At 64.1% G+C, this 17,564-nt stretch carries 17 protein-coding genes; 10 read left to right on the plus strand and 7 right to left on the minus strand.

Annotation, left to right across the window (positions count from 1 at the left end; translation table 11 throughout):
• Positions 1 to 41: 41 nt before the first annotated feature.
• On the plus strand, positions 42 to 749 hold the full coding sequence (locus QX034_RS22715) for a TetR/AcrR family transcriptional regulator (RefSeq protein ID WP_315707060.1): 708 nt from the start codon (positions 42 to 44) through the stop codon (positions 747 to 749).
• A gap of 70 nt (positions 750 to 819) precedes the next feature.
• On the opposite strand, the gene QX034_RS22720 is transcribed toward QX034_RS22715, so the two are convergent.
• Together QX034_RS22720 and dctA are read right to left on the minus strand one after the other, a co-directional pair.
• Complete coding sequence (locus QX034_RS22720; protein ID WP_315707059.1) at positions 820 to 1,737, minus strand: PepSY-associated TM helix domain-containing protein; 918 nt, start codon at positions 1,735 to 1,737, stop codon at positions 820 to 822.
• A 268-nt stretch (positions 1,738 to 2,005) separates the two neighbouring features.
• Positions 2,006 to 3,319 carry a C4-dicarboxylate transporter DctA gene (dctA, locus tag QX034_RS22725; RefSeq protein ID WP_315707058.1) on the minus strand — a complete coding sequence of 438 codons (1,314 nt, stop codon included), beginning with the start codon at positions 3,317 to 3,319 and terminating at the stop codon, positions 2,006 to 2,008.
• Between the two features lie 497 nt (positions 3,320 to 3,816).
• Here dctA and QX034_RS22730 point away from each other — a divergent pair, with 497 nt between their 5' ends.
• Together QX034_RS22730 and QX034_RS22735 are read left to right on the plus strand one after the other, a co-directional pair.
• A complete protein-coding gene (locus tag QX034_RS22730) occupies positions 3,817 to 5,604 on the plus strand; it encodes a chloride channel protein (RefSeq protein ID WP_315707057.1) in 1,788 nt (595 codons plus the stop codon).
• Between the two features lie 86 nt (positions 5,605 to 5,690).
• Positions 5,691 to 7,022, plus strand: a complete 1,332-nt coding sequence (locus tag QX034_RS22735; protein ID WP_315707099.1) for a sorbosone dehydrogenase family protein — start codon at positions 5,691 to 5,693, stop codon at positions 7,020 to 7,022.
• Between the two features lie 12 nt (positions 7,023 to 7,034).
• Here the strand turns inward: QX034_RS22735 and QX034_RS22740 are convergent, their stop codons facing one another.
• Genes QX034_RS22740 through QX034_RS22755 form a run of 4 tightly spaced genes read right to left on the minus strand, consistent with a single transcriptional unit; the run spans position 7,035 to position 10,313 of the window.
• Positions 7,035 to 7,808 (minus strand): anti-sigma factor, encoded by a 774-nt coding sequence (locus QX034_RS22740; protein WP_315707056.1) that lies wholly within the window; start codon positions 7,806 to 7,808, stop codon positions 7,035 to 7,037.
• Positions 7,805 to 8,329 carry a sigma-70 family RNA polymerase sigma factor gene (locus tag QX034_RS22745; RefSeq protein WP_315707055.1) on the minus strand — a complete coding sequence of 175 codons (525 nt, stop codon included), beginning with the start codon at positions 8,327 to 8,329 and terminating at the stop codon, positions 7,805 to 7,807. The genes QX034_RS22740 and QX034_RS22745 overlap by 4 nt, the downstream gene beginning before the upstream one ends.
• 28 nt (positions 8,330 to 8,357) lie before the next feature.
• Positions 8,358 to 9,812, minus strand: coding sequence for a YncE family protein (locus QX034_RS22750; protein ID WP_315806661.1), 1,455 nt, complete (start codon positions 9,810 to 9,812; stop codon positions 8,358 to 8,360).
• Between the two features lie 9 nt (positions 9,813 to 9,821).
• Positions 9,822 to 10,313: a DUF305 domain-containing protein gene (locus QX034_RS22755; protein ID WP_315741586.1), complete on the minus strand. Its 492-nt coding sequence runs from the start codon at positions 10,311 to 10,313 to the stop codon at positions 9,822 to 9,824.
• A gap of 344 nt (positions 10,314 to 10,657) precedes the next feature.
• Here QX034_RS22755 and QX034_RS22760 point away from each other — a divergent pair, with 344 nt between their 5' ends.
• From QX034_RS22760 to cyoD, 4 genes are all read left to right on the plus strand, one after another.
• The gene (locus QX034_RS22760; protein ID WP_315806662.1) at positions 10,658 to 11,038 is read left to right on the plus strand and encodes a hypothetical protein; all 381 of its coding nucleotides are present in this window, start codon (positions 10,658 to 10,660) and stop codon (positions 11,036 to 11,038) included.
• Positions 10,990 to 11,487 carry a cytochrome ubiquinol oxidase subunit II gene (locus tag QX034_RS22765; protein ID WP_315707051.1) on the plus strand — a complete coding sequence of 166 codons (498 nt, stop codon included), beginning with the start codon at positions 10,990 to 10,992 and terminating at the stop codon, positions 11,485 to 11,487. Before QX034_RS22760 ends, QX034_RS22765 begins: the two co-directional genes overlap by 49 nt.
• A gap of 66 nt (positions 11,488 to 11,553) precedes the next feature.
• Positions 11,554 to 12,201: a cytochrome o ubiquinol oxidase subunit III gene (gene cyoC / locus QX034_RS22770; RefSeq protein ID WP_315707050.1), complete on the plus strand. Its 648-nt coding sequence runs from the start codon at positions 11,554 to 11,556 to the stop codon at positions 12,199 to 12,201.
• Entirely contained in the window at positions 12,198 to 12,596 is a 399-nt protein-coding gene (cyoD, locus tag QX034_RS22775) for a cytochrome o ubiquinol oxidase subunit IV (protein ID WP_315741583.1), read from the plus strand. Before cyoC ends, cyoD begins: the two co-directional genes overlap by 4 nt.
• Before the next feature lie 9 nt (positions 12,597 to 12,605).
• On the opposite strand, the gene QX034_RS22780 is transcribed toward cyoD, so the two are convergent.
• Positions 12,606 to 13,373 (minus strand): thermonuclease family protein, encoded by a 768-nt coding sequence (locus QX034_RS22780; RefSeq protein WP_315764947.1) that lies wholly within the window; start codon positions 13,371 to 13,373, stop codon positions 12,606 to 12,608.
• A 344-nt stretch (positions 13,374 to 13,717) separates the two neighbouring features.
• On the opposite strand from QX034_RS22780, the gene QX034_RS22785 reads away from it, so the two are divergent.
• The 3 genes from QX034_RS22785 to QX034_RS22795 are packed head-to-tail and all read left to right on the plus strand — an operon-like array spanning position 13,718 to position 17,516.
• A complete protein-coding gene (locus QX034_RS22785; RefSeq protein ID WP_315707047.1) occupies positions 13,718 to 14,485 on the plus strand; it encodes a gluconate 2-dehydrogenase subunit 3 family protein in 768 nt (255 codons plus the stop codon).
• Position 14,486: 1 nt separating this feature from the next.
• On the plus strand, positions 14,487 to 16,247 hold the full coding sequence (locus QX034_RS22790) for a GMC family oxidoreductase (protein WP_315741581.1): 1,761 nt from the start codon (positions 14,487 to 14,489) through the stop codon (positions 16,245 to 16,247).
• A 15-nt stretch (positions 16,248 to 16,262) separates the two neighbouring features.
• Complete coding sequence (locus tag QX034_RS22795; RefSeq protein WP_315764941.1) at positions 16,263 to 17,516, plus strand: cytochrome c; 1,254 nt, start codon at positions 16,263 to 16,265, stop codon at positions 17,514 to 17,516.
• Positions 17,517 to 17,564: the final 48 nt, after the last annotated feature.

Here is a 17,564-nt window from a genome sequence, read left to right on the forward strand (position 1 = left end):
TGGCCTAAGTGGAGTCAAGTCACAAGGGTGCCAGGAGGAACATGCCCACATCCAAGCTCCAAGCAGCAGCCTCGCAACGCGTGGCGGACGAGCCCGATACCGTCGAGACGACACGCGCCGATCGCAAGCACCGCCAGATTCTCGACAGCGCGCGCACGCTGTTTCTCGCGCATGGATTCGATCCGACCAGTGTGGATGCGATCGCGCGCCACGCGCGCGTTTCGAAAGCGACGCTCTACTCGCACTTTCAGGACAAGGAGACATTGCTGCTTGCGCTTGTCGAGGACGAGTGCCGGAACGTCGGCGGACCCTTGTGGAAGCCCCATGACGGCCCGATCGAACTGGAGAAGGAGCTGCGTGCGATCGCGCGAAGCTTCCTGTCCTTCTTCATGGACGGCCGGGGCCTGGCGATGCACCGACTGATCATGTCCTGCGCGTCACGATATCCCGAGATTGCCGATGTCTTCATGAAGGTTGGCCCGGACCGCTGCGATGCAGAGGTTGCGGCCTTCTTGCGCGCGGCGCAGGCGCAAGGCCTGTTGCACATTCCCGACATCGCGCTCGCCGCGATGCAGTTTCTGTCACTCATCCAGGGCCGGCTGATTCTGAAATGGTCGCTGTCAATGCAGTCGCCGAGCCCCGCCGAATACCGCATGCTGGTCGATGGAGGCATCAAGGTCTTTCTTGCAGCCTATAGAGCGGCTGATCGCAAGCCGCATGCGTGCGCCACCCGAACACGGCGGCAATGAACGCCGCCCCTTAACTAATGGCTGATTCGCAAAGCCAGCGCATCCGGGTTCGCCCGGAGCGCTGTTCGCGTCAGGTGATGGACGATGCGATCGCTGATCGTACAGGCAGATCGCGCTGACGATTCGGCCGCCGCAGCCGGCGGCGGCTCCAGATCAGGACACCGGTGACGAGCAGGGCGAGCAGCGCCAGCGAGATCAACAGGTTGGCGGCGCTGCCGATCAGCGACCAATTGCCTTCGTGCAACAGCCGTGGCCAGTTGCGCGGCAGGGCTGTCATGCCGTCCGCGGTCACGGCGTAGTTGCGCAATTCATCGCCTTCGATGACTCGCGCCATAATCCGTCCGCCGCGGTTGCCGATCGAGTTGACCGCTGCGAGATCATGGTCTCGGGCGACGATCGCAACGGCCTCCGGCAGAGAGATGCGTGTGCCCGGCGCCGCTGCGCCGCCGCTCTGGAACGTCAGCCCGAACGCCATGCACAGGCCGGTGAGCGGACTCAGCAGGATCAGCGGCAGGGTGAACCAGGCGATGCCCTTGTGCCAGCCGGACAGCGTTTTGCGCAGCCTCGGCAGTCCCATCAAGATGCCGATCAGCATCACGATGGCCATGGCGGCGGTGGAAGCGATCACCAGCCAGGACATCGCGATCAGATGCTCGTGCATCATGCGCGCCCATCTGAACAGGCTCGACGTCATCGGCTTCGACGTCAAGCCGCCGTTGGTCAGATCGATTTCGGCGCCCGGGGTGCCCTGCAAGGTCAGATGCTGTGCCGCTGCGTCGATGGTGATGCCGCGCGCCTTGCCGTCAGGATCATACTGCCGGATCAGGTCGATCACGCGTGTCGCATCGATCGCTTGCGGTTTCACCGCTGCGACCTGGACCATCGGCTCGAATGACAGGATCAGGCCGGTCGTAATGATCAGGAGCAGTGGCACTGCGAACGTCAGGCTGATCCAGCGGTGCAGCTTGAGCAGAAATTGCTTGTTCATCGTCGTCTCCCGAAGGATCGTCGCCATCCTGCGACGCGATCGTGCTGCCCTGCTGCGCGCTTCCTCCCCGCCTGTTTGTGTAGCCGCCGTTTCTGTTCGTGTCTGTTAGTTGTGACCGGCTGGCACAGCGACTCGATTGCTGTGCCACAGAACTAGTGGAGCGACGGCGGCTGGAGAAGAACAAAGATATTAATTTTGCGTCATGCGCCGCTTGATCTGCATCATGTCCGATGCAGTTGCGATCCGTCCTATTAAGCGAGAACGATTCTCAATTCGTCGCAGCCGGCACCTCGCCGGCGTTGAGCACCCGCTTGAGGCGCTCGTGATCGAGCGCATTCTCCCAGCGCGCGATGACCACGGTGGCGACCGCATTGCCGATCAGGTTGGTCGGCGTCAGGCCCTGCGACATCAGCCGGTGGATGCCGAGCACCAGCGCGACGCTCGCAACCGGTATCGTGCCGGTGGCGGCGAGCGTTGCGGCGAGCACGACGAAGGCGGCGCCAGCGATGCCGGCAGCGCCCTTGGATGTGACCAGCAGGATGATCAACAGGCCGATCTGGTGCTCGATATCAAGATGCGTGTTGGTGGCCTGCGCCAGGAACACGGCTGCCGTCGCGAGGTAGAGGCAGGTGCCGTCGAGATTGAATGAATAGCCGGTCGGGATCACGAGTCCGACGATGCTGCGTTCGCAGCCCAATGCTTCCATCTTGGCGAGCATGCGCGGCAGCACGGTCTCGGACGAGGTGGTGGCGATGCAGACCAGGATCTCGTCCCTGATGTAGCGGATCAGCTTCCACAGGCTGAAGCCGGAGAGAGCGGCGATCGGCCCGAGCACGACCGCGATGAAGAGGATGCAGGTCACGTAGAAGCCACCGAGCAGGCGGCCGAGGGAGGAAAGTGATCCGAGTCCGAACTTGCCGACGGTGAAGGCGATCGCGCCGAAGGCGCCGAGCGGGGCCGCCCACATCACGATCCGTACGATGCCGAAGATCATCTGTCCGCCGACGTCGATCACGTCGGTGACGACCTTGGCGCGCTCGCCGAGCCAGATCAGCGCGAAGCCGCAGAGAACGGAGATGAACAGCACCTGCAGGATGTTGCCTTCGGCGAAGGCGCCGACGAAGCTGTGCGGAATGATGTTGAGCAGGAACGGCACCAGGCCGACCGCCGCCGTCTGCTTCACATAGGGCTCGACCACGCTGGCGTTTATGGTGGCGGGGTCGATATTCATGCCGGCGCCGGGCTGCCACAGGTTCACCGCTGCAAGCCCGATGATCAATGCGAAGGTCGTGATCACCTCGAAATAGATCAGCGCCTTGACAGCGACGCGGCCGACCCTGGCCATGTCGGCCATATGCGCGATGCCGTTGACCACGGTGCAGAAGATGATCGGCGCGATCAGCATCCGGATCGCCTTGATGAAGGCATCGCCCAGCGGCTGCATCTGAGCCCCGAGCTCGGGCCTGACAGCGCCGAGCACGATGCCGGCGGCCATCGCGATCAGCACCTGGATCCACAGCTCCTTCCACCAGGCGCGGCGCGGACTGCTTTTGCTCTCGGCAGCCAGGGTCGATGCGGTCATCACCAGTTCTCGTCAGGGTTTGCTTGTCGCCATGCGCCGACACCGCGCTGCGGGTGGGCCAGCCTTCATTAAAGCTTCGGGCAGGGGCGTCAAATCCGATGCACGATCCGGCCGAGGGACGCCGGTTCCGAAAGCGGAGGGCAGCCGGCAAGCGTGGCGGCGCCGGGAAAGGACAATGGAACGAGCCCCGTGCGTTACGGTTGGCATTGCAGCGGAGACGCTCGTTTGCGAGTCTCAGGTGTAAGTTTTGGGGGTGAACCTTGGGCCCCGGTCGCGCCGCATGTCGAGAATGATACAATCACAGGGACATTCCGCTTTTTTAAAGGTCGCTGAGATTGTGTTTTGGAGCGAAAGTCTTTCCTACCGTCCGGATGGTGGTCGGGCGTCTTGATCGCGCGATAACCTTTGCGGGATGAAGAAGGAATTCGTGCTTGTTCGCTGGAAAATAGCGGGTTATGGCCTCAGATGAGGCCGATCCATAGAATAAATGGCTGCTCGTGCTGTCGACATTCGCACACATCATCGATCGCAAGGGGCCTAACCGGTTTGTGACCAGGCTGCGCGCGCTGCTGCGCAGCAACGAGTTTTACCTGATTCCGTTGGCGCTGGTGATCGGGGTTGCGACGGGGGCCACCGTGACGGTGATCACTCTGCTCGCGCAGTTTGCCCATGTGTTCATCTTCGGCATTCCGATCGACGTCCGCCTGAGCGCCAACTCCTGGGTCAATCCCGTGATTGCAGTGATTGCGCCTGCCTGCGGCGGCTTGGTGCTCGGTATCATGGAATGGCTGCGCCGGCGCTGGAAGCTCGGCGCCGCCGTCGACCCGGTCGAGGCCAACGCGCTGCGTGGCGGACGGCTGTCCATGCGCGACAGCGTGGTGGTGACCGGCCAGACGCTGGTCTCCAATGGCTCCGGCGCATCTGTCGGCCTCGAGGCCGGCTACGCCCAGATCGGCGCCGGCCTAGCGTCGCTGCTTGGACAATATCTGACGCTCCGGCGCAATGACATGCGCCTGATTGTCGGCTGTGGCGCGGCGGCTGCGATCGCCGCGGCCTTCGGCGCGCCGATCACCGGCGCCTTCTATGCCTGCGAGCTGATCGTCGGCGTCTATGCCGTCGGCAGCGCGGCGCCGATCCTGGCCGCTTCGCTATCCGGCGCACTGACCTCGCAATATCTCGCCGGCGCACCCTATTCGTTGGAGATCGCCAAGGTTGGCTCGGTCGGGCTCGAGCAATATCTGGCCTTCATCGTGCTGGCCCTGATCGTCAGCGGCATCGGCATCGTCGTGATGCGCTCCTCGCCGGCGGTCGAACGGTTGTTCGTACGGATTCCGGTCTGGCTGAGGCCCGCGATCGGCGGCGTCTGCGTCGGCGCGATGGCGATCGTCACGCCGCAGGTGTTGGCGGCCGGTCACGGCGCCATGCTACTCGACCTGCATCGCGAGATGGCGGCCGGCATGATCGCCACCATCATCGTGCTCAAGCTCGCGGCCTGCCTGATCTCGCTGGCCTCCGGCTTTCGCGGCGGCCTGTTCTTCGCCTCGCTGTTCATCGGCAGCCTGCTCGGCAAATTGTTCGCCGCGCTGCTCGCCATCGTCCTTCCAAGCTTCGCCGTCGATCCCATGGTGGCGATGCTGACCGGCATGGCGACGCTGGGCGTGGCGATCGTCGGCGGTCCGCTGACCATGTCGTTCCTGGTGCTGGAGATGACGCGCAGCGTCGACGTCACCGCGGTGGTTTTGGCCGCCTGCATCGTCACCAGCATCTGCGTCCGCTTCATGTTCGGGCATTCGTTCTCGACTTGGCGCCTGCATCTGCGCGGCGAGACCATCCGCAGCGCCAACGATGTCGGCTGGCTGCGCAACCTGACGGTCGAGCGCCTGATGCGCACCGACGTCGCCAAATGTCCGACCTCCACCACGATCGCGGCTGCGCGGCGCGAATTCGTGCTCGGCTCGCGCCAGGCGATCATTGTCGTCAACAACAGTGACGATTATTGCGGGCTGGTGTCGTTGCCGGACCTGTTCTCCGGGGAGCTTGATTCGATCGCGGACGACATCCAGGTGGTCGAACTCGCCAAATATATCGATGTCGCGTTGCTGCCCGAAATGAATGTCAAGACCGCGATGAAGATCTTCGACGACGAGGGCGCAGAGGTGCTCGCGGTGCTGGAATCCGAGAACAGCCGCAAGGTGATCGGATTCCTCACCGAATCCTTCGCGCGCCGCCGCTATGTCGAGGAGATCGACCAGGCGACGCGTGGCGTGCTGGGTGCGCTGTCGTAAGGGCGTCACGCGCGCAATATGTGATCTCGTCAGCAGGAACATTGGCGGCAACCGCGGCTTGAGGGGCGATGACGCGCAACGACGATATGGTGGGATGTGTTCGGGCTTTGGTTGCAGCGGCAGTTGCCGGGCTGACGATCGCCGCAGCCGCAGCCGAGCCCGCCGTGCTCAAGGGCAAGGATGCGTTCGGCAGCTGGCAGAACGATGTACCCGGCACCATCCGCCTGATCCGCCCCGAGGACCTGCCAAAGCCCGGCGCCACGCCATCGGCTGCCAATGTTTCGCGCGTGGTGGCGCGGCCGGCTTCTGCCACACCGCAGGCCCCGGAAGGATTCAAAGTCGCGCTGTTCGCCGAAGGTCTGAGTGGACCGCGCATCATGCGCGTGGCGCCCAACGGGGATGTCTTCGTCGCCGAGACGCGTGCGAACCGTATCCGCGTGCTGCGCCCGAGCGACGACGGATCGAAGCCGGCTTCCAGCGAGATCTTCGCCGACAGGCTCAATCACCCGTTCGGCATCGCATTCTTTCCAGCAAAGGACCCGCAATGGGTTTACGTCGCCAACACCGGCAGTGTGGTGCGCTTTCCCTATCACGCGGGCGACATGAAGGCCTCCGGCGCGCCGGAGACGGTGGTTGCCAATCTGCCGGCCGGTTATGGCCATTCCACCCGTGACATCGTGTTCACGCCGGACGGCAAGCGCATGCTGGTGTCGGTCGGCTCCGTCGGCAATGCAGGGGAAGGGATGGGCGAGCCGCCGGGCGGCCTCGCGGCATGGAGCAGCGCGCATACGCTCGGCGCCGCCTGGGGCGAAGAGACCAACCGCGCCGCCGTCCTTGCCTTCGATCCGGACGGCAAGAATCAGACGCTTTACGCCGCTGGCATCCGCAACTGCGTCGGCCTCGCGATCCAGCCCGCGACCGGCGCGCCCTGGTGCTCGACCAATGAGCGCGACGGGCTCGGCGACAATCTCGTGCCTGATTATGTGACCAGCGTGAAGGAGGGCGGGTTCTACGGCTGGCCCTGGTACTATATCGGCGACAATCTGGACACGCGGCATGAGGGGGCGCGGCCCGATCTGAAGGGCAAGATCACCGTTCCCGACGTGCTGCTACAGGCGCACTCGGCCTCGCTCGGCCTGACCTTCTACGACGCCAGCCTGTTTCCCCCCGACTATCGCGGCGATGCCTTTGCCGCCGAGCACGGCTCCTGGAACAGGTCCAAGCGCACCGGCTACAAGGTGATCCGCATCCGCCTGAAGGATGGCAAGCCGACCGGTGAATATGAGGATTTCGTCACCGGCTTTGTCATCAATGACCGCGAGGTCTGGGGCAGGCCGGTCGGCGTCGCGGTCGCGCGCGACGGCAGCCTTTTGATCTCCGAGGACGGCAACGGCACGATCTGGCGCGTGAGCCGCTGATCCTGATCACGCTCAAATCTCGCGCGCCTGTTTGCGTACCTCGTTTGCGATCGGGCGCAAGGATTCGGCCGGCGCCTGGCCGACCAGGCTATAGCCGATGCCGGCATCGGCCCAGACCAGGCCGCCGACATCGCCCCTCGATTGCGCCATCATCGGCGCGTTCTGATCGGTCTTGTTCATCGGCCGCGTCAGCATCACCAGCCTGTCGCCATGGTCATCGTCGTACATGAACATCGCGGCGGGGCCATGCGACGTCGGGACCAGACGTCCGCCCATCAGCCGGTAACCCGCAGCGGCGAGGTCCGGCACCTTCACCGGCTGGTGCAGACGGTCGGAGACCCATCGCGTCAGTTGCGCGGTGTCGGAGGCGCGAAGCTCCACCGGACGCAGATGGTCGGGCGCATAGACGTGATAGGAATCGGTGGCCTCCTGCGCGAGCGCGATCAGCCCGCCAGGGGCAGGCTGCAGCGAGTTGCGCGCCACCCAGCCGCCGATGCCGCCGATGCACAGCAGCAGTACCGCGGCGGCGGCCCATTGCAGTGGCAAGCGGCGGCGCCGGCGCGCTTCGATCATGCGCGCGAGATTGAGCGTGGCGGGCAGCGGCTCGTCGGCCACTGGCGCCAGCGCCGCGCGCAGCCGTTCGCGCTGGTCGGCATAGCCGAGAATGCGCTTGGCGATGTCGGGGTGGTCCTCCAGATAGGCTGCGACCTCGGCGCGCCGTTCCGGCGCAAGCGCATGATCGACATAGGCGTGGAGGTCATCTTCCGCGATCGGACGCTGGTTCATTTCACGCTCCGAAGTGGCACGACATTGCCGGACAGAGACGCCGTTCCCTCGATCTCCCGCTGCAGCCGCTCCCGCGCGCGCGACAGCCGCGACATCACGGTGCCGACGGGGATGTTGAGGACCTTGGCAGCCTCGGCATAGGACAGATCCTCCACCGCAACCAACAGTAGTACCGCGCGCTGATCGTCCGGCAGGTTGGCGAGCTTGTTGAGCACGTCCTGGTACATCAGGTTCTGATCCTGCGTGGCTGCGGCGCCGAACTCGCCCTCAAGCGTCTCTTCAAGCGCAATATGGACCCCTCGCGTCTTCGTTTGGCGGAAGCGATCGATCGCGAGATGATGCAGGATCGTGAACAACCACGAGCGGACCTCGCCATCGCGCCGTTGCGACCAGCGGCTGATGGCCCGCTCCAGGCAGTCCTGCACCAGATCGTCGGCGCTGGCGCGGTCGCGCATCAGCGCCCTGGCGTAGCGGCGGAGCGCCGGGATCAGCGGCTCGACCTCTCGTAGCATCTGTTCCATCGAACTCAGCTCCGCCGCCTTGATCCGCTCACTCGGCCTGGATCTGCACCACGGCGCCCGGCGTCGCCGGCTCGCCCGATGCGATCACCAGATAGCGCCGCTCGGCACCCCGCGGCTGCGCCACGATCTGGCGGATCGGACCGGCCGCATTCACGATCGCCGATCCCGCCGGATTTGTCATGAAGGAAGACAGCGGTTGCAGCGATCCAGTGCCGTCGGCGCGCTCGGCGAGCGCCAACACGTATTTCTGCTTCGGCTGCAGCCCCGTCACCGAAGCCTGCAGGATCTGGATCAGGCCCTGATCGAACAGCGACACGCTGGTTGGTCCGCTGCCCTCCTTGACGCGCTCCTTCGGCGCGAGCGTCAGATGCGCGACCTGACCGGCGACGCCGATCGGCTGCAGATTCTGGCGATCGTCCGCATTTGGTGCGGCGTTGGAGACATAGGCGATGGCCTGTGGCGCCTGTCCGATCGGGACGTTCGCGATCACCGTGTTGGTCGCGGTGTCGATCGCCGCGAGCGCGTCGGCATTTTCCAGCCCGACATAGATGCGACTGCCGTCGCCGGACGGCCACACGCCATGCGGCAGATTGCCGACCGGGATGGTCGCGACTTGCGAGAAGTCATCGGTGCGGAACACCTTGACCTGGTTCAGCCCGCCGACGGTGACATAGGCGAACGTGCCCTTGGGCGTATGGGCGAAGTTGACGTGGTTGGTGATCGGACCGGTGTCGATGGTCTTGAGCAGGTTGAACGGCGGCTTGGCATCGAACACTTGGGTGCGGCCGACATCCTTGAGCGTGAACCAGACCTGGTTGCCGTCCGGCGTCGCGGCGATGTTCGGGCAGAACGGGCTCTCCTGTTTCACCTTGGCGACGATCTTGTGCTCGGCGACCGAGATCACCGCCGTCTCCGGGGTGAAGGACGAGCAGACATAGCCGTATTTGCCGTCAGGTGAGAAGATCTGCATGCCGGGACCGTTCGCCGTCTTGATACGCGCCTTCTCCTCGAACGTCTTGGCGTCGATCACGGAGACGTAGTCCTCGCCGCGAACGGTGACCCAGACCTCGCATCCGTCGGGCGTGTAGAACGCTTCGTGCGGGGAGCGCCCGACATAAGTGATGTGCTTGACCGCGTTGGTCGCCGTGTCGATGAAGGTCACGGAATTGGAGCCGATCGACACCACCGCGAGCGTGCGGTGATCGGGTGCATAGCCCATGCCGTGCACGAGCACCTGGCCCTTGTAGAGCGGGCTGAAATTACCAGGCTGCGGATCGCCCAGTTTGATGACGCCGAGCAGCTTGTTGTCGACGGGATCGGTCACGGAGACCGTGTTGGAGAACTGTTCCGCGGCATAGACGCGGTCGTGATGGCTGATCGGAACCTCGGACGCGGCGAGGGTGCCAGGGGCTTGTCCGGCCCACGCGGCGGGACACAGCGCCAGTACGGTGCCGGCCAGAAAGACGGTCTTCAGGGCGTTCATGATGGACTCCTATTTCATGTCTGGCGACATGGTCATTGGCATGCCGTTATGGTGGCCGGAGGAAGCGGTGGGGATTGAGGCAGGCGCCGGTTGGGTGGGCGCTGGCGTTGCGGTGGTCACGGCTTCGCCGATCGCAAGCTTCATGGCGTCGATTTCCTGCAACTGATCGACGATGATCTCCTGCGCGATGCGCCTGAGCTGCTCGTTCTTGCCATAACGCAACTCGATCACCGCCATGTCGATTGCGCCCTGGTGATGCGGGATCATCATCGCGGTGAAGTCCCGATCGATGTCGCCGGATGGCTTGGCCGCCATATCGTTCATCATCTTGGTCATGGCGGCGTCATTTTCGTCGAGGAATGCGCGTTCTTCGGTCGAGGCGGCGATCGCGTGGCCGGGATGCGCTTCATGCGCAAAGACGAGGGGAGGCAGCGCAAATGCGATCAGCACGCGCGCGGCAAAGATGGCCTTGGCAGAAGTTGGTCTGAGACAACGCCACATGGATCAGCTCCAGGACGGCTTCAGGTGGACCGGCGCGGACCGCGCGCTGCGGGGGCATGCCAGATGCGGAACGGGGTGGGGCATCTCAAACTCCATGTCGGATGGCACGGATGATGACGCTGGCGGTCCGCTTCTATTCCGTCCGTCACGCCATTTTTCCGCGGCTATCGTCCGAGCGGAGGTGCGGCCGGGGGCGCAACCGGAAGATTGCAGCAGGCTCAAACGGATAGAGCGGGCGGCAGCCCCTCCCGGGAGCGGCCAGTCAGTCGATGACAAGGCGCATAGGAACCAGCCGTGCGCCACAACGTTTGTCGCCAGGGGCCGCCGTGGGAATTGACGGGCGCATGAACATCTTTGATCCGCAAGGACCGATCGCCGCGGCCGAAAAGACCCTCCTGATCGACTCGGTCGCGATCATGCTCGCGATCATCATCCCGACGATCATTGCGATCTTCGTGTTCGCCTTCTGGTATCGCGCGTCCAATGCCAGGGCGAGCTACATGCCGAACTTTGCCTATTCGGGCCGCATCGAGATGGTGGTCTGGTTCATCCCGACGCCCACCATCATCCTGCTCGGTGGCGTTGCCTGGATCGGTTCGCATGAGCTCGATCCCGGCAAACCGGTGCCCGGCACCGGCGTGCCGATCCGTATCCAGGTTGTCTCGCTCGATTGGAAATGGCTGTTATCTATCCGGATCAGCGGATCGCAACCGTCAATCACCTGACCGTGCCTGTCGGGGCACCGCTGCGCTTCGAGCTCACGTCGGGAAGCGTCATGACCGCCTTCTTCATCCCGCAGCTCGGCAGCATGATCTACACCATGAACGGCATGGTCACGCGGCTCGAGCTGCGTGCGGACGAGGAGGGGACCTACAAGGGCCTGGCTGCGCAATTCAGCGGCGACGGCTTTCCCGAGATGATGTTCGACACCCAGGTGATGTCGCAGGTGGCGTTCGACGACTGGGCTCAGTCGACGGCGCGTAGTACCGAGGTGCTCGACGAGACCGCCTACAAGAAGCTTGCACAGCAATCGATCGAGAAGACGAAGACCTATCGCCTCGATGATCCCGAATTGTTCGGCAAGATCGCAACCCAGAAGATTGCTCCGGCACCAGGACCGCAGATGAGCGCGAACGAGGTGAGGCCGGAGGGCGGAGCCCGCAATGTCAGGTGAGCTTGTTCAGATCCCGCTATCTCGCCCGTTTTCTGCATTTCGGCGCGGCTGGGCAGGAGATGCATCATGGCGATGACGGCAACTGCGGCGGTCAGCGTTGGAGCCAATGCCGACCCGCATCAGTTGCGCGTCACCGAGCATGGAGGGCCGGCACCGAAGCGGATCGTGACCGGATTCGGCTTCTGGATATTCCTGCTCTCCGACATCGTGATGTTCTCCTGCTTCTTCGCCAGCTACGCGGTGCTGGTGGGGCAGACGGCCGGCGGTCCCGGCGGAGCGGAGCTGTTCGACCAGAGAAGCGTCGCGATCGAAACCATCTTGCTGCTGCTGTCGAGCTTCACCTGCGGCATGGCGAGCATCGCCGCCGACATGCGCAACGCGCTGTGGTTTCAGATCGCGATGGCGGTGACCGCCGTGCTCGGTGCCGGCTTCCTGTTGCTCGAGGCACGCGAGTTCACAAATCTGGTGGCGCACGGCAACGGTCCGAGCCGCAGCGCCTTTCTGACCGCCTTCTTCACGCTGGTGGGCTGCCATGGCCTGCACGTCAGCGCCGGCATCCTCTGGCTCTTGACCATGATGGCCCAGGTGGTCGCCAAAGGATTCCGCGCCGACATCCAGCGCCGCATCCTCTGCTTTGCGCTGTTCTGGCACGCGCTGGACATCATCTGGGTCGCCGTCTTTTCCGTCGTCTATCTCATGGGGACCGCGGCATGAGCGAGCATTTGGACTACGAGCCCCTCGGCCATCACGGCGACCTCGCACCGGGTGAAGAGGAGCCCATGAGCTTAGGCTCGCGCCTGCTCGGCTATGTCGTCGGCCTCGCGCTTGCGCTGTTACTCACCGCCACGTCGTTCTTCATTGCCAATACGGACCTGGTCTGGCAGCCGTCGATACCGGTTGCGTTGATCGTGCTCGCGATCGCACAGATGGGCGTGCACCTCGTGTTCTTCCTGCACATCACGACCGGGCCCGACAACACCAACAACGTGCTCGCGCTGGCGTTCGGGCTCCTGATCGTGTTTCTGGTCGTCGGCGGCTCGTTCTGGATCATGTCGCATCTGAACCACAACATGATGCCGATGGATCAGCTGATGCAGATGCAAAGATAGGGACTGAGTTTACTTGCTCTTTGGCGCCCTGCAGTTGAAGGCACGCCGGAAGCCGGCAGCGCGGGCGTCATCCTCCGAGCAGAACCAGCGATCGGGCTCGGCCAGAGCGGGATAGCTCGGGCACCCCTGCAGATGGTAGACGCCGACATTGCCGGTGAACCGTGCCCGCACCGCGAACTTGGCCTTGATGCTGCAGCCCGGCGGCATGGCCGGCGCGTCCGGAAACAGCACGGCACGAATCTCGCGGTCGCGGTCGGCGCGGCAGGAGGCGCCGAGCAGCGGGCCGTCCTTCTTGTCGCTGCGGAATTCGCTTGGGGCAACGAAGCAGCCCTTCCAGATGCCGCGCCAGCCGTCCTTGGCTGTGGCCACGTCGTCCTTGACGTGAACCTTCGCCGCCGGTTCGGCACTGACGGCGAAGCCAGCGCGCGCGATCTGCTGGTTGAGGCTCACGGCATCACTCTCGATGAAGCAGGCGCCGATGCGACGGCCCTTGCGCGCCTTATCCGGACCGAGATCATCGCAGCGCACGGGGCGGCCGCCGATCAGCTTGGCGAGTTGGTCCCGCGCCTCGATGCCGCAGGTCCATGAATCAGCGTGATCGTCGATGCAGAGCTGGTCGAATTCAGGCGCATCAACGCCGTCGAGCCGAAACACGGTGTTCCCAAGCTGGATGGTGTCTCCATCTTTCACGATGGCGCTTGCGGCCGCTGCCGGGCCGCTCGCTTCGAGCAAAATAAAAATCAACGAAAATGCAAAAAGCCGGCTCGGCGCGCGCATGCCTTCCCCCTTGGTCCATGCCGGTCACACGCTAGCACATCAGAGCGTCGCAGAACCAATCGCTGCGTCATGACGGTTGCATCGGCACCGAGGGAGCGAGTGCGTTTCGAATCTCGGGTCATAGTTGCGCGAGTAGCCCCGAAATCCGGAACTGAGTGGGCAAGCGGGCACGCATGTGTGCGCCACGTTAGGCGCGCGGCGTTGGAGCGCAGAGCGCCATGAGCGAATTGCATTCGGTTCGCAACGGATTTGTTTACGAATCTGTCTAAAGAAAGCGGCACGACCGGACCATCCATCGAGGCCCGGCGGGGGGTTAAATGATGCAAACCGACGATCGTTCGTTGATGCGCGCAAAGTTTGCGCCGCCGGCGGAGAAGCCGAAACACGCCGGCATGTCACGCCGGAGCCTGCTCGCAACGGCTGCGTTGCTGATTACGACATCCGGGGCGACCGCCAAGGTCGTCACCAAGGTGCTGCCCTGGCGGCCGAACGAAGTCTATCCGGTGACGCCGGTGGTGCCCGGCGGCTGGCTGTTCTTCACCGCGGATGAAGCCGCTGTCGTCGACGCCATCGTCGACCGCCTGATTCCGACCGACGAACTCGGGCCTGGCGCCAAGGATGCGGGCGTTACCACCTTCATCGACCGTCAGCTGACCGGCCCCTATGGCGGTCATGACTGGCTCTATATGCAGGGACCGTTCTCGTCCAATCCGCTGCCGACGCAGGGCCTGCAATCGCCGCTCACGCCGCGCCAGCAATATCGCCAGGGGCTTGCAGCGCTCGCGGCCTATTGCAAGGCGAACTACGCAGGTCGCGGTTTCATCGACCTCACCAATGAGGAGAAGGAGAAGCTGCTCTCCGGTATGGAAAAGGGCGATGTGAAGTTCGAGGGCTTCTCCAGCCGCATGCTGTTCAGCACCGTTTATGCCAATACCATGGAAGGCTTCTTCGCCGATCCGATCTATGGCGGCAACAAGGACATGGCGGGCTGGAAGCTGATCGGCTTCCCCGGTGTCCGCTACGACTATCGCGATGTGATCGACAATCCGAACAAACCGTACACGCTGCCTCCGGTCAGCATGCAGGGCCGTCAGGCCTGGGGAGAACGCTGACATGGCCCGCCGTCTTCCACACAAGGACGTTGTCATCGTCGGTCTCGGCTGGACCGGATCGATCTTGGCGCTCGAGCTCGCCCGCTCCGGCCTCAATGTCGTCGCCATCGAGCGCGGCCCCTGGCGCGACACTGCCACCGACTTCAACATCGGCACCGCACCGGATGAGCTGCGCTACGCCGTCCGTCACGACATCTTCCTGCGCCCGCGGCAGGAAACACTGACCATGCGCAACAACTCGTCGCAGACCGCGCTGCCGATTCGGCGCTGGGGCAGCTTCCTGCCGGGCAATGGCGTCGGCGGCGCCGGCTCGCACTGGAACGGCCACACCTGGCGCTTCCTCCCCGATGATTTCCGCATCCGCAGCCACATGATCGAGCGCTACGGCGAGAAGATCATGCCAGAGGGGCACCAGATTCAGGACTGGCCGATGAGCTACGATGAGCTCGAGCCGTTCTATGACAGGTTCGAATATACGCTTGGCATCTCGGGCAAGGCCGGCAATCTCAAGGGCGCGGTCCAGCCCGGCGGCAATCCGTTCGAGGGTGTGCGCACCCGCGAATATCCGACGCCCCCGCTGAAGCAGGGCTATGCCCAGGACCTGTTCACGAAGGCGGCGAGCGGGATGGGCCTGCATCCGTTCCCGCGTCCGTCCGCGAACATCTCGACCGCCTACACCAATCCGTATGGCTGCAGCATGGCGCCTTGCACCTATTGCGGCTTCTGCGAGCGCTTCGGCTGCGCCAACTACTCGAAATCATCGCCGCAGACCTGCGTGCTGCCGGCGCTGGTGCGCGAGCCGAACTTCGAGGCGCGTACCGAATGCGAGGTGATGAAGGTCAACCTCAGCGGCGACGGCAAGACGGCCAAGGGCGTCACCTATGTCGATGCCAATGGCCAGGAGTGGGAGCAGCCCGCCGATCTGGTGTTGCTCTGCGCCTACGGCCTGTTCAACGTGCGGCTGCTGCTGCTGTCCGGCATCGGCAAGCCCTATGACGCGGCGAGCGGCGAGGGCGTGGTCGGCCGAAACTACGCTTATCAGACCGGCTCCGGCTCAACGGCGTTCTTCGAGAACGTCAACTTCAACCCGTTCGCTGCCGCCGGCTCGCTCGGCGCGGCGATCGACGACTACAACAGCGACAATTTTGATCACGGCCCGCATGGCTTCGTCGGTGGCGCCAACATCACCTGTGGCTACACCAACGGCCGTCCGATCATGTACCACCCGACACCGCGCGGCACCCCGACCTGGGGCTCCGCCTGGAAGAAGGCGGTGCGCGAGACCTATCAGCGGGTCGTCAGCCTCGGCGCGCAGGGCAGCGTGATGAGCTACCGCGCCAACTATCTCGATCTCGATCCGACCTACAAGGATCAGTTCGGCCGGCCACTGATGCGCATGACGTTCGACTTCCAGCCGAACGAGATCAAGATGGCCAATTGGATGGCCGAGCGATGCGACGAGATCGCCAAGGCGATGGGAGCCAAGACGACGCAGGTCAACCACCTGCGCACGCCGTGGAACGTTGTGCCCTATCAGAGCACGCATAACACCGGCGGCGCGGTGGCGGGCGCCGATCCCAAGACCAGCGTGCTGAACCGCTACCTGCAGTCCTGGGACGTGCCGAACGTGTTCGTCATGGGCGCCTGCACGTTCCCGCAGAACGCGGGCTACAACCCGACCGGCACCGTCGGCGCGCTGACCTATTGGGCGCTCGATGCCATCCAGAACAAATATCTGAAATCGCCTGGGGCACTGGTGTAGCAAATGAGCTCGATCGTGAAGCAACAACATGCAGGCCGTTTCAGCCGCCTGCGCCCATGGCTTGCTTTGGCCATGCTGGCGTTTCCAAGCGCTGTGCTCGCGGACCCTGATAATTCCGTCGAGCTTGCGCGCGGCAAGGCGCTGGTCACGGCCGGCGACTGCGTCGCCTGCCATACTGCGCCGGGCGGGGTGCCGTTCGCGGGCGGGCTCGCGTTGCAGACGCCGTTCGGCGCCATCATGACGCCGAACATCACGCCCGATAATCCGACCGGCATCGGCAGTTGGACTGCCGACGATTTTGCGCACGCCATGCACGAGGGCAAACGCCCGAACGGAACGCGGCTCTATCCGGCGTTTCCCTACACCGCCTACACCAAGGTGACGCGGGCGGATTCGGATGCGATCTTCGCCTATTTGCGCTCGCTGGAGCCGGTGTCGAACAGCGTCAACCGCAGCACGCTGCCGTTCCCGTTCAATATCCGCAGCTCGATGGCGGTCTGGAACGGGCTGTTCTTCACGCCCGGCGAGTTCAAGCCCGATCCGACCAAGTCGGAGGAGTACAATCGCGGCGCCTATCTGGTCGACGGCCTCGGCCATTGCGGTGCTTGCCACACTCCCTTGAACGCTTTCGGCGCCAACAAGGCTGACCGTTATCTGCAGGGCGGCGTGGTCGACAATTGGACCGCGCCCAACATCACCAACGATGCGCAGGCGGGGCTCGGCAAGTGGTCGGTCGATGAGGTCGTGCAATATCTGAAGACCGGGCAGGCGCGCGGTGTGATCGCCTCGGGGCCGATGAAGGATGTGGTCGAGAACTCGACCGCCAAGATGCCGGACGCCGACCTGAAGGCCATGGCGGTGTATCTCAAGGAGCGCGGCGCGGTCGGCCCGTCGGCCCCGAGCCCGCTGGCGGCGAGCGACAGCCGGATGAAGGTGGGCGAGGCGATTTTCATCGACACCTGCGCGGCCTGTCACGTCCGCAGTGGCGATGGCATTCCGCACGTCTTCCCGAAGCTCGCGGGCGCCACGATCGCGACCCAGGAGGATCCGGCCTCGCTGGTCCATATCGTGGTCACCGGCGGCCAGGCGGCGGCGACGGATACGCATCCGACCGCTCCCACCATGCCCTCGTTCGGCTATCGGCTGAGCGATGAGCAGATCGCAGCCGTCGTCACCTATGTCCGTAACAGCTGGGGCAATGCGGCTTCGCCGGTGACGGCCGATACGGTCAAGGGCATTCGCGCCAAAGTGACCGGCGCGGCGGACTGATCCGCTACGCCGCGCGTAACGATCGATCCATCACGGCGAACGAGATCG

The sequence above is a fragment of the Bradyrhizobium sp. SZCCHNR3119 genome (genome assembly GCF_032487775.1).
In the GTDB taxonomy this organism is placed as follows: Bacteria; Pseudomonadota; Alphaproteobacteria; order Rhizobiales; family Xanthobacteraceae; genus Bradyrhizobium.

What these genes read in the sequence shown, in the direction of transcription:
- QX034_RS22715 (WP_315707060.1), top strand. Translation starts at nt 42, where the DNA reads ATGCCCACATCCAAGCTCCAAGCAGCAGCCTCGCAACGCGTGGCGGAC.
- QX034_RS22720 (WP_315707059.1), bottom strand. Translation starts at nt 1,737, where the DNA reads ATGAACAAGCAATTTCTGCTCAAGCTGCACCGCTGGATCAGCCTGACG.
- dctA (WP_315707058.1), bottom strand. Translation starts at nt 3,319, where the DNA reads ATGACCGCATCGACCCTGGCTGCCGAGAGCAAAAGCAGTCCGCGCCGC.
- QX034_RS22735 (WP_315707099.1), top strand. Translation starts at nt 5,691, where the DNA reads ATGGTGGGATGTGTTCGGGCTTTGGTTGCAGCGGCAGTTGCCGGGCTG.
- QX034_RS22740 (WP_315707056.1), bottom strand. Translation starts at nt 7,808, where the DNA reads ATGAACCAGCGTCCGATCGCGGAAGATGACCTCCACGCCTATGTCGAT.
- QX034_RS22745 (WP_315707055.1), bottom strand. Translation starts at nt 8,329, where the DNA reads ATGGAACAGATGCTACGAGAGGTCGAGCCGCTGATCCCGGCGCTCCGC.
- QX034_RS22750 (WP_315806661.1), bottom strand. Translation starts at nt 9,812, where the DNA reads ATGAACGCCCTGAAGACCGTCTTTCTGGCCGGCACCGTACTGGCGCTG.
- QX034_RS22755 (WP_315741586.1), bottom strand. Translation starts at nt 10,313, where the DNA reads ATGTGGCGTTGTCTCAGACCAACTTCTGCCAAGGCCATCTTTGCCGCG.
- QX034_RS22760 (WP_315806662.1), top strand. Translation starts at nt 10,658, where the DNA reads ATGAACATCTTTGATCCGCAAGGACCGATCGCCGCGGCCGAAAAGACC.
- QX034_RS22765 (WP_315707051.1), top strand. Translation starts at nt 10,990, where the DNA reads ATGGCTGTTATCTATCCGGATCAGCGGATCGCAACCGTCAATCACCTG.
- cyoC (WP_315707050.1), top strand. Translation starts at nt 11,554, where the DNA reads ATGGCGATGACGGCAACTGCGGCGGTCAGCGTTGGAGCCAATGCCGAC.
- cyoD (WP_315741583.1), top strand. Translation starts at nt 12,198, where the DNA reads ATGAGCGAGCATTTGGACTACGAGCCCCTCGGCCATCACGGCGACCTC.
- QX034_RS22780 (WP_315764947.1), bottom strand. Translation starts at nt 13,373, where the DNA reads ATGCGCGCGCCGAGCCGGCTTTTTGCATTTTCGTTGATTTTTATTTTG.
- QX034_RS22785 (WP_315707047.1), top strand. Translation starts at nt 13,718, where the DNA reads ATGCGCGCAAAGTTTGCGCCGCCGGCGGAGAAGCCGAAACACGCCGGC.
- QX034_RS22790 (WP_315741581.1), top strand. Translation starts at nt 14,487, where the DNA reads ATGGCCCGCCGTCTTCCACACAAGGACGTTGTCATCGTCGGTCTCGGC.